The organism is Priestia sp. KCTC 13724 (assembly GCF_056820425.1).
Genome location: NZ_JBXDLD010000116.1, coordinates 1 through 10,348, shown reverse-complemented (window position 1 = coordinate 10,348; position 10,348 = coordinate 1). Strand labels below are relative to the sequence as shown.

At 37.5% G+C, this 10,348-nt stretch carries 15 protein-coding genes and 1 pseudogene; 4 read left to right on the top strand and 12 right to left on the bottom strand.

Annotated features, from left to right (window positions below):
* Positions 1-71 precede the first annotated feature (71 nt).
* Positions 72-323: pseudogene (locus AC1UFB_RS15375) on the top strand (Rrf2 family transcriptional regulator); the annotation flags it as partial.
* A 33-nt stretch (positions 324-356) separates the two neighbouring features.
* On the opposite strand, the gene AC1UFB_RS15370 reads toward AC1UFB_RS15375, so the two are convergent.
* The gene (locus AC1UFB_RS15370) at positions 357-770 is read right to left on the bottom strand and encodes a hypothetical protein (RefSeq protein ID WP_100347162.1); all 414 of its coding nucleotides are present in this window, start codon (positions 768-770) and stop codon (positions 357-359) included.
* Between the two features lie 348 nt (positions 771-1,118).
* Here AC1UFB_RS15370 and AC1UFB_RS15365 point away from each other — a divergent pair, with 348 nt between their 5' ends.
* Positions 1,119-1,898: an undecaprenyl-diphosphate phosphatase gene (locus tag AC1UFB_RS15365; protein ID WP_025909960.1), complete on the top strand. Its 780-nt coding sequence runs from the start codon at positions 1,119-1,121 to the stop codon at positions 1,896-1,898.
* A gap of 1 nt (position 1,899) precedes the next feature.
* The gene (locus tag AC1UFB_RS15360) at positions 1,900-2,223 is read left to right on the top strand and encodes a hypothetical protein (protein ID WP_025909959.1); all 324 of its coding nucleotides are present in this window, start codon (positions 1,900-1,902) and stop codon (positions 2,221-2,223) included.
* A 39-nt stretch (positions 2,224-2,262) separates the two neighbouring features.
* Here AC1UFB_RS15360 and qoxD read toward each other — a convergent pair whose 3' ends face one another.
* The 11 genes from qoxD to AC1UFB_RS15305 all read right to left on the bottom strand — a co-directional run bounded on the left by qoxD (position 2,263) and on the right by AC1UFB_RS15305 (position 9,738).
* A complete protein-coding gene (gene qoxD, locus AC1UFB_RS15355) occupies positions 2,263-2,571 on the bottom strand; it encodes a cytochrome aa3 quinol oxidase subunit IV (RefSeq protein WP_025909958.1) in 309 nt (102 codons plus the stop codon).
* Between the two features lie 3 nt (positions 2,572-2,574).
* Complete coding sequence (gene qoxC / locus AC1UFB_RS15350) at positions 2,575-3,183, bottom strand: cytochrome aa3 quinol oxidase subunit III (RefSeq protein ID WP_025909957.1); 609 nt, start codon at positions 3,181-3,183, stop codon at positions 2,575-2,577.
* The gene (gene qoxB, locus AC1UFB_RS15345) at positions 3,183-5,126 is read right to left on the bottom strand and encodes a cytochrome aa3 quinol oxidase subunit I (RefSeq protein WP_100347161.1); all 1,944 of its coding nucleotides are present in this window, start codon (positions 5,124-5,126) and stop codon (positions 3,183-3,185) included. The genes qoxC and qoxB overlap by 1 nt, the downstream gene beginning before the upstream one ends.
* A 38-nt stretch (positions 5,127-5,164) precedes the next feature.
* The gene (gene qoxA / locus AC1UFB_RS15340) at positions 5,165-6,145 is read right to left on the bottom strand and encodes a cytochrome aa3 quinol oxidase subunit II (protein WP_025909955.1); all 981 of its coding nucleotides are present in this window, start codon (positions 6,143-6,145) and stop codon (positions 5,165-5,167) included.
* Between the two features lie 570 nt (positions 6,146-6,715).
* A complete protein-coding gene (locus AC1UFB_RS15335; RefSeq protein WP_482589457.1) occupies positions 6,716-7,243 on the bottom strand; it encodes a hypothetical protein in 528 nt (175 codons plus the stop codon).
* A gap of 163 nt (positions 7,244-7,406) precedes the next feature.
* Positions 7,407-7,667: a metal-sensitive transcriptional regulator gene (locus tag AC1UFB_RS15330; RefSeq protein WP_025909953.1), complete on the bottom strand. Its 261-nt coding sequence runs from the start codon at positions 7,665-7,667 to the stop codon at positions 7,407-7,409.
* Between the two features lie 37 nt (positions 7,668-7,704).
* Positions 7,705-8,049, bottom strand: a complete 345-nt coding sequence (locus AC1UFB_RS15325) for a hypothetical protein (protein WP_061785278.1) — start codon at positions 8,047-8,049, stop codon at positions 7,705-7,707.
* A 170-nt stretch (positions 8,050-8,219) separates the two neighbouring features.
* The gene (gene crcB / locus AC1UFB_RS15320; RefSeq protein ID WP_025909951.1) at positions 8,220-8,576 is read right to left on the bottom strand and encodes a fluoride efflux transporter CrcB; all 357 of its coding nucleotides are present in this window, start codon (positions 8,574-8,576) and stop codon (positions 8,220-8,222) included.
* Positions 8,570-8,977: a fluoride efflux transporter CrcB gene (gene crcB, locus AC1UFB_RS15315; RefSeq protein ID WP_025909950.1), complete on the bottom strand. Its 408-nt coding sequence runs from the start codon at positions 8,975-8,977 to the stop codon at positions 8,570-8,572. The genes crcB (AC1UFB_RS15320) and crcB (AC1UFB_RS15315) overlap by 7 nt, the downstream gene beginning before the upstream one ends.
* 20 nt (positions 8,978-8,997) lie before the next feature.
* The gene (locus tag AC1UFB_RS15310) at positions 8,998-9,219 is read right to left on the bottom strand and encodes a hypothetical protein (protein WP_482589456.1); all 222 of its coding nucleotides are present in this window, start codon (positions 9,217-9,219) and stop codon (positions 8,998-9,000) included.
* A gap of 270 nt (positions 9,220-9,489) precedes the next feature.
* Positions 9,490-9,738, bottom strand: a complete 249-nt coding sequence (locus tag AC1UFB_RS15305) for a YueH family protein (protein ID WP_025909949.1) — start codon at positions 9,736-9,738, stop codon at positions 9,490-9,492.
* Positions 9,739-9,990: 252 nt separating this feature from the next.
* Between AC1UFB_RS15305 and AC1UFB_RS15300 the strand changes: the two genes are divergently transcribed.
* Positions 9,991-10,122 carry a hypothetical protein gene (locus tag AC1UFB_RS15300; RefSeq protein ID WP_258954116.1) on the top strand — a complete coding sequence of 44 codons (132 nt, stop codon included), beginning with the start codon at positions 9,991-9,993 and terminating at the stop codon, positions 10,120-10,122.
* The last annotated feature ends 226 nt before the right edge of the window (positions 10,123-10,348 follow it).

Here is a 10,348-nt window from a genome sequence, read left to right as displayed (position 1 = left end):
TCGTTTTTCTTTATAAAAGGAAAAATAAGAAAACAGAAAATTCAGTTAAAATTTATGCGACGCTAGTGACTTTGCATATGAAAACAGGCGTTGAACAATCTGTATACGCCATGGTACTTCTTCACTTTTTACCTTCCAAAGCTGTATTGCCAGCAGATGCAATGAGTAAGCAGCTAGGCGCTTCTCTTATTTATTCTCAAAAACTGTTAATAAAGCTAGTTCATGCGGATCTCATCACTTCCGTCTCAGGTGTAAAAGGAGGCTTTCAACTAAAGAAAAAACCTGAAGATATCTATATATATGATGTGTATGTTACTAATGAAGAAAGCTCCGACATCTCTATGCGGAGCTTTCTTTTACAATTCTAATTCTTTTCGTAACGTAGAGATGTCATAGGTAAATTCAAAAAAATAAATTTTGTTTTCATTATCGTATAGCATGAGTACAGGTTGTTCATTTGGGCTGAATACAACAACAGCTTCGCTAGCTAACACATCTAACCCTTTTTGCTGCACTTGCACAGCGGGGTCTAATGGTACCTTTACCAAATAACCGGTTTTAGGTAACGGATTTACTTTTTTATAAATCCCAGTAATGGAAGCGATGCTTTTTTCAACCTCTTTTTGAACAACTTCAGTTTTATCAGCTACCCGAATGACCTTACCTGTATCAAGTTGAAACACTTCCACTTTAGGTTGTTCTCCCATTGCTACATGTGAATGAATTCCAATGAAGCATAAAATAAGTGCTATGCACACTTTTTTTATCATGAGTTCCCACCTCCGTTTGATGAATACAAATTTGTATACCGCAAGCTAAATATCCATTTTTCTTGCACAAACGTTATGTTGGTTTCAAACTTATCGTTTGTGTAATCACTTAAGTTTATCCATGTTGATTTCAACCTTCTAAGCAAAGATTCACCTTTTAGTTTAATCAATTACTAACTATGCTTTAATCTCTATTTCAATATAGCCATTAGTTGTTGCATACAGTTAGAAACACTAATAGTGGACTCTAATTTTTTTGCTTTATCTAACCATTCTCATTAATTTTTGTCATGTTCATGCCTTTTGGTCGATACAATAATACAAGGACACGCTTTAAGAGGTGAAATTATGTCATGGATTGAAGCATTAATTTTAGGAATCATTCAAGGGTTAACAGAGTTTTTACCCATTAGTAGCACAGGGCACTTGTATTTAGGTCGACACTTATTTGGATTAGATAGCGCAGGTTTGTACCTAGATACGATGCTACATATTGGAACCTTGCTTGCTATTTTTGTCTTTTATAAAGACGAGCTGTGGCACATGATTCGTCACCCGTTTAGCAAGCTTACCTTCTTGCTAATCATTGGTACGATTCCAGCTGTTGTGGTTGGCTTATTATTTAAAGATTATTTTGAGGAAATCTCAATTACAGGTTCTACAATTGGATGGGAATTTCTTGTAACAGGTCTTTTCTTATGGTTTGCTGACTCAGTAAAAAAAGGAGCAAAAAAGATGCACGATATTTCCTACAAAGACGCACTGTTTATCGGTACCTTTCAAGCAGCCGCCATCTTTCCTGCCGTTTCACGTTCTGGTCTAACAATGGCAGCTGCTTTAATGCGTAAGCTAGACCGAGAAACAGCTGCTTACTTTTCTTTTTTACTGTCAACGCCAGCCATATGTGGAGCCGTTCTTTTACAGCTTAAAGATGTTGTCGGTGGTGGTGTGGAATACATCTCGTTTTTCTCTTTATTTGTAGCAACATGTTCGGCTGCGCTTTTTGGCTATATGGCCGTAAAATGGATGATTCACTATTTAAAGCATCATTCTCTAAAAACATTTGCTGTTTACGTATGGATTCTTGGCTTAGTTGTTTTAGTATGTCAATTTACGGGGGTCTTTTAAGATGACATCAGCTCGTATATTGTTTTTAGGAATCTTTTTTATTGGAATCATGGTTGTGATTAGCTACATGGACAACGAGTCTCAAGAATACTTTGAAGCCGTCTCACCTCTTTCTTTAGACAGCGGTGAAGTAGAAGCTTCAAGTAACGATGAAGACGTTGAAATGAGCCTTAAAAATGTTCTTATAACAACTGAAAGAATCAATGGTTTTGATGTTGAAGTTTATGAGGAATACGAGGTATATACAAATGAGGAGGGTGAAGTGGTCGACCGAGTGGCCACAGGTCACTATCAAACACTTCGATATAAGGCTACTAATGAATAGTAAAAAAGCCACTTACGCAGAAGTAAGTGGCTTTTTGTATTAATGGTTAAAGTGATCTGCTAAGATCCAAAGCGTACCAACAACGATACATAGTGCAATAAAGAAGCTATAAAGCATATTTGCAACTTGTACCTTGCCGTTTTCACTTTCAGTCATGTGCATGAACATCACAAGCTGCATAGCTGCTTGTAAGAACGCAAGAATTGAGATTAGTGTCATCGTTACGCCTCTTGATAAGTCAGCTAACATAACTAATCCAAGCGCTGCAAACGTTAGTGCTAAAGAAAGGATAAGCCCCATTACATGACTAAGCGGAAATCCTGCTTTTTGGCCTTGTTTGTTTTCCATGTCTTATCCCACCAATCCGTTCAAGTATACATACGTAAAGATGAAAATCCATACTACGTCAAGGAAATGCCAGTATAAACCGATAATAAATACTTTTCTTGCTGTAACAGGCGTTAAGCCGCGCTTTACTAACTGGATAATAAGTAAAATTGCCCAACCAATACCCATCGTTACGTGAAGTCCATGTGTTCCCAACAGCGCAAAGAATGAAGACAAGAATGCACTAGTTTGCATTGTTGCACCTTCGTGAGCTGCATAAAGAATGAACTCTTCAATTTCATAGTACAAGAATCCTGCACCTAGTAAAAGCGTAATAACTAGCCAAGTAATTAACCCTTTTAAGTTATTATTACGCATGTGCCATACAACGATTCCCATTGTGAAACTACTTACTAATAGTAAAACTGTTTGAATCATAAACGTTTCAACAATATATAAATCTTGTGGTCCAGGGCCTCCAGCTGTACGAGTATGATACGTTAAATACGTGACAAACAGCGTAGAGAACAGTGCAATTTCCGCACCCAAGAAAATCCAGAAGCCGAGAATATTCATTCGGCCCTGGTGATCTTGATACTCGAGTGGTAATGACTTATCTAAATGTCCACCCATTATTTGTCACCCCCTGTAATACCTTCTGTTTGTTTAATCTCTTCTACCGGAACATAGAAGCCTTCATCATAGTCAAATGATCGTGCAACTAGACAAGCTAAAATTCCGATTAATCCGAAGATCGCCATTGGCATCCATTCAAAGACAAGTCCAAATCCACCAATGAACCAGAATACACCTGAGATGAATGGGATACCTGAGTTGCTTGGTAAATGAATTGGTTTAATGTCTTCTTCTTTAATTTTTGTTTCTCCACGTTTTTTCATGTGCCAGAACTCATCCATTTCTTTCACATGTGGAATTACCGCAAAGTTATAGTGTTGAACTGGTGATTTAGTCCACCATTCAAGCGTACGTCCATCCCATGGGTCGTTTGCAGTGTCGCGTTTGTTTTTCCAAGCGCTCCAAAGTAAATTTACAACCAATACGATGAAACCTGCACCCATTAAGAAAGCACCGATTGTTGAAATTAAGTTTAATGTTCCCCAACCTAATGTTTCTGAATAAGTTTGCATACGACGAGTCATACCATCTAGACCTAGGAAATATTGTGGGAAGAAACATACGTTAAATCCAACAACGAAGATCCAGAAAGAGATTTTTCCTAGCTTTTCGTTCAGCGTGTGACCGAAAATCTTTGGATACCAGTAGTATAATCCAGCGAAACATGCAAATACTGTTCCTGAGATTAATACATAGTGGAAGTGAGCTACTAGGAAGTAACTGTTATGGTACTGATAGTCAGCTGAAGCCATTGCAAGCATTACCCCAGTTACCCCACCAATAACGAAGTTTGGGATAAACGCAAGTGACCATAGCATTGATGTTGTAAATTTAATACGGCCTTTATACATGGTAAAGAGCCAGTTAAATATTTTAACTCCGGTTGGAACAGCGATTAACATCGTTGTAATTGAGAAGAACGAGTTAACTGCAGGCGCGTTACCCATTGTAAAGAAGTGGTGAACCCATACAATGTAACTTAAGAACGCGATACCAACCATTGAGATAATCATCGCTTTATAACCAAATAGGTTTTTGCGAGAGTGTGTACTAATGATTTCAGAGAAAATACCGAACGCCGGTAAAATTACGATATATACTTCAGGATGTCCCCAAATCCAGAATAGGTTTGCCCACATCATCGGGAGACCACCGTTGGCAACCGTAAAGAATGCTGTGTCGAATACGCGGTCAAGCGTCATTAACGCAAGCGCTACTGTTAATACAGGGAACGCAAAGATGATAATAACTGACGTAACTAAAATTGACCAAGTAAACATTGGCATTTTCATTAACGTCATGCCTGGTGCACGCATTTTTAAAATCGTAACTAAGAAGTTAATACCTGTCATTAGGGTACCAACACCGGCAATCTGAATAGCAATTGCATAGTAGTTGTTCGCTATACTTTCACTAAATTCTTTTCCGGCCAGAGGGAAATATGATGTCCAACCAGCATCAGGAGCTCCTCCAATAACGAAAGAGATGTTAAATAACATAGCTCCCATAAAGAATGTCCAGAAACTTACTGCGTTCAAGAACGGATATGCTACGTCACGCGCTCCAATTTGAAGCGGAACGACAACGTTCATTAAACCAATCAAGAATGGCATTGCCATGAATAGAATCATGATAACACCATGAGCTGTAAATACGCCGTTATAGTGATGCGGGTTCAGGATATTCATATCCGGGAACGCTAACTGCATACGCATCATAAGTCCATCTACACCGCCGCGGAAAAGCATTAAGACGGCTGCAAGAATATACATTACACCAAGTTTTTTATGGTCTACTGTTGTTAACCATTCTGTCCATAACCATTTCCATTTTTTGAAATATGTTAAGACAAAAATGATACCGATGGTTGTCAAGACAATCGCTGCGTCAGCTGCATAAATGACGGGATCGCCAGTGACAAAGAATTCATCTAGCTTCATTATGTCTTCCCCCAATCGTACGTTTATTTAGGCCCGTATTAATGACCTTCATGTTCATCATGACCTTCATGCTCGTCATGGCTTTCGTCGCTTTCTTTTTTGCTATCGTCGCTGCCATGGTTGTGATTGCCATGTCCCATGTTCATGCCGCGCTCGTCTACTTTACCAGGGATGTATGCGTCTTTTGCGTGGTTAACCCACTCTAAGTGCGTACCGTTGAACGTCATGCGACCTACTACACCTGGTTCAATAATTTCATCATACTTCTCTTCAGTTAATGGCTTAGCTGTTGCCTTCACTTCGTCAACCCACTCTTCATAGTCTTCGTGAGTTTGGGCTAACACTTCAAATTCCATATCTGTAAAGTGCTCACCTGAGAAGTTAGCACTTCGTCCGATATAAGAACCTGGGTTATCAGCTTGAAGGTATAAATCCATCGCCATGTTGTTCATTGAATACTTTTGTCCACCAAGCTCCGGTACCCAGAACGAGTTCATTGAACCTTGAGACGTCAATTCAAAGCGAACTGGACGATCTTCTGGAATGTTTACATAGTTAACTGTTTCAATGTTTTCTTCCGGATAACTGAAAATCCATTTCCAGTTTGCTGAAGTAACATGAATTGTTAACGGTTCTTCAATTTTTGTTTGCTCATTTTTCGGTGGTTCTTCAAGAGCATAAATTGATTTTACAGTTGGGATTGCTAAAAGAATTAAGATAATAATCGGGAACGCAGTCCAGATAATCTCCATCTTTAAGTTACCCTCTTGTTCTGGTGGCTCATAGTCCATGTTGTCAGGTCTTTCACGAAATTTAATAAGTACGTAAGCAAAGATTGCAAATACTACTACGACCACAATCGCCATCATCCAAAGCGACCAAACAATAAGGTCAGCTTGTTCTTTAGCGACAGGACCTTGAGGATTCAAAACGGCTAATTCTGAACAGCCGCTCAAGAAAAATACTGAAAGTGCAGAGAATAAACCTGCTAGCTTCCAAAATCCTTTTTTTGGTTTCACTAAAAACTCTCCTTTCTAACAACTCATGATGCGAAGCCTCTAAATTAGATCATCTCTAAAACTTTCTATTCTAGTTAACTATAGAAAGCTTTAATACAAAATCTCTTTAAACTCATGTTATACATCAACCATTACTATTGTAATACAAAGTGACAATTTTTTCGTCACTTTTTGTCGATTTTCTTATTTTGAAAATATTCTAAGATAGTGTAAAAACATGAGGTCAAAGAACACTTCAATCCTTGCGATATTTTAGCATATATTCGACAAGGAATAAATGTAAATAAAAGGATGAATGTTGCATTTTCTTACCGAAACTTACCTTTTTAAAGGTAATTCATGTAATGTAACCGCAATCACCCTTGATACAAAAGGGGTTTCATCTATTATTGAATATTTTGTGACAAAATTTATACAGAATTGTGTCAATCAATATTCAAGTTTGGTAGGTTCGATTACCGCCCATTTACAGTATATTACACATTAAATGCTTTTGTTATATACTTCACAAAAAGTTCAAAAATTGACATGTGACATGTATGTTGTCTACATACTAAAAGAAGCTGCGTGTTATTCACGCAGCTCTTGATCCATATATTCCTTAACAGTGATGTCATCTCCTGAATTATTCAATAAAATAAGATCCGCTGGAAATGGCTTTTCAACATATTTTGGCACAGGTTGATATGAAATAAAATATTCTCCTTTGGGAACTTTAATATCAAACGTATAATTGTCATTTACAAGTGAGGCCTTCACTCGATGTATTTGTTTACTTGGGTTCTTTCCTAAAAACAGCGCATACGTCCCTTTATTAGTATGTATATCATCATACTCAACAAGATTGTTCATCTTTGTCATTACTTCAATCCGTAACCTTTTGCTCCATCCTTCTTTTAAAATCGCCATTCCTTCTCCACTACCAGGAATAGTGAATAATGCAACATATGTGTCCGAACTGCTAATTTTTTGGATTTCTCGAATGTCAAGCTTTTTGGAACCGTTAATGTCCCCCATCCCTTTCCATTTTCTTATACGCTCTTCAACATCCTTAGCGTTGCTGTGAATTGGATATCGAAGAAATTCAATACCTCCCACAATAGCACCTATAAGAATGATTAGAACTAAGAGTCGCTTAAACTTTCGAATTGGTATTCACGCTCCTTTCCATTTAGTGAGTGACGTTAAAAAATAATATGTACGAATTATGCATGAAAATCAAAAAAAAAGCTATCAGACTTTCGTCAGATAACTTTTCTACTCATCGACTCTTTACTAATAAGGCAATTGCTTCTTCTACGACTTTTGCAGTCTCTTCTCCAGCTTGTTGTCTTTCAACAATACATTGTTCTAAGTTTAGCGCAACAATCTGAGCAATGGTTCGGTCGACTGCGCTTCGAACAGCTGATAATTGCGTTACAACGTCTTTACAGTCTTTATCTTCTTCCATCATACGCAGTACGCCTCGCACTTGACCTTCTACTCGCTTTAACCGATTTTTTGTCTGATCAGTATAATTCACGCAGTATCCCTCCTATATCTTGTGCGTTACTAATGACTTATCCTTCACATGCACAGCAATATCCCTTTACTTGATAGCCATACTTTTGCAGCTTACGAATGCTTAAGTTTCTTGCAATTGTATCCGGTGCAATAACTACTACTTGTTTTGACGGAATTTCAACATGTTGTCTTTCCAAGTACGGCAGCGGAATGTGTATAGCTTTTTGACAAGGTTTATGTTTCATTTCATGAAAATGTCGAACATCTACGACTGCAATTTCCGCAGTCTCACAGTCAAGCGTAGAAAGCTTCTTAATTCCATGAACGGGCACATGGCGATTATATAAACTAAACATAATGGCACAACAAAATAAGATTACACCAATATAAAGTAGTATCATTGTATCCTCCCTGACGTAACTTCATACCCATATTAGTATCATCATAGCTGTCATCTAGAACGTACGTCAACAAAAAAGTTTCTTCATAATATAGTTTCAAATGGAAAAAAGCGTGCAGAAAAAATAAATTGGCTTTTCTTTAAATAGCCCTTTGTTACAATCAAGATTTTTTAGAGAGCACCGGCTAACATTCCTATAAAAGCTAACACAATACCTCCAATATAACTAAACGCCAAATAAGGAAATAGAACCGTATGCATTTTCTTTTCATGAAGGTGGATATTTTCCAGCTTAAACGTCGAAAATGTCGTAAATGCCCCCATAAAACCCACTCCTAAAAAAGAATACACTCCAGATGTCATTCCATTCCCAACCAGGATTCCTAGTAGAAATGAGCCTACTAAATTGACGCATAAAGTGCCAATTGGAAACCCTGTAGTTGATTTTTGATTCATCCACGTACTTAGCACATACCTGGCTATGGCACCTAAAAACCCACCCAGTGCAATGAGTAAAGCTGTCATAATAGCTGTTCTCCTTTCTTTTTCAGCTTATTGGCTGAACGATCCCCTACTCGGTAACCAGACCAAGACATCAGTAAACCACCAAATAAACTAAGTGCTACATAAAGAAAAGCTAACAGACTGGTATCGTTTTTGATTAAAGTAACGGTTTCGACACTAAAGGTAGAAAACGTCGTGAAAGAACCTACGAACCCTGTACCGATGCCAGCTAAAACAGCAGAAGGAAACACATTCATTTTAATCATTCGATATGTAAACCAACCTAAAATAAAGCAGCCCATCAAGTTCGTTATTAACGTTCCTAATGGAAAGCTGTATGCCCACCATGAATGTGTAAACACACCGAGATAGTAGCGAAGCAAGCTTCCAAGAATACCTCCTATACCTACTAGTAAATACGTCATCTTCTTCACCTCTTTCTTAATTATGAACAAAAAAATAGAGTTTGGGACATAACAAAATGATTGCTTCTAAGAGACGAACAATAGCTGTTCCAATCTTTTTGGTTTGTCTGAACACGTTCGTTCCATTGCGCTACGGCCACTCGCTTTCCGCGGGGAGGAACCTGAGCTTCCTCGCTGCGCTGCGGGATCTCAGTTTTCCCTCTCTTTCCCGCAGGAGTCGAGTGTCCTACGCTCCATTCCACCCTGTTTCCAACAGTGTTTTCACAATCAACCAAAAAACCTGAACGATTAAAAGTGAGAAACTCTCAATCGTTCAGGTTTATCATTGGCTGAATTACTTATGTCCCAGCCTCATTAGCTCTGCAGCAGTTTTGGCGAACTCCATCGCCGTATATTTTGTTTCCTACATTCATTTTACATAATCCATTCCATTTATCAAGAGTTAATCATAGAAAATCCAGGAAATTGATGAAGTAAAAGATATTATTATTCTTTTGGTTACTCTCTCTTTTTTACATCTCTCGTACCCAAAAATTAATTTTTCTCGTTAGTTGCTCCGCTACCTCTTCACTGACTTTAGAAGCTAACGATGTCCGTAGTCGATCTTTACACTCTTGAATTTCTTCTTCGTAAGGGATAATGGTTGACCATTCCAAGTCTGGAATTGCAATTAGCGTTTGTTCTTCCTTTTTATTTTCATGAACAAATACATTTTCAATGACTTTTTCGTCTATGCGAATATATGCTTTACGAATTTTCATCTACTTATCACCTCTATATAAGCTTTATGTGTATCATCATATGATACACATAAAGAAATATCAATGCGCATTAGCTTCTTTTGCCATGTTAAAGGGTTTAAAAATAGGGTATAGAATACTAGTTAAAAAGAAAGTAATGCTTCATTTTTTAAATCTTTGTGAATATCTTGCAATGTTTATTGTATATATGCAATTTTTTGGTATGATGAGTATATTAAGATGTACCTAACTAAATGGAGGTTGAGGTAAACAATGGATCATTCCCCAAAAGAAAAACGTCAAAAGCGCAAACAGTTTGTTGAGCGTTTAAAACTAAAAGGGATAAAAATTGAGCTTACAAAGCCTCGTTCTCATTTTTCAACCCTTTCGCTATTAAAGCCTTAAACCGTAACTGTAACGAATATCACTACATACGCTCTTTGTCTTCCCTTTTTTAGTTACCTTAACATAGAGAGCGGTAACATTTATGAATAAAGACAGCTCATTTCTTTTCTGTTAAATAAGAAGTGAGCTGTCTTTTTTGATATATTAACACTCAATCTATATAAGTTTGATTTTAATTTCCGACGTGCTTATTTTTAAAAAAATGCGTCCATACTGTTCCTAATAT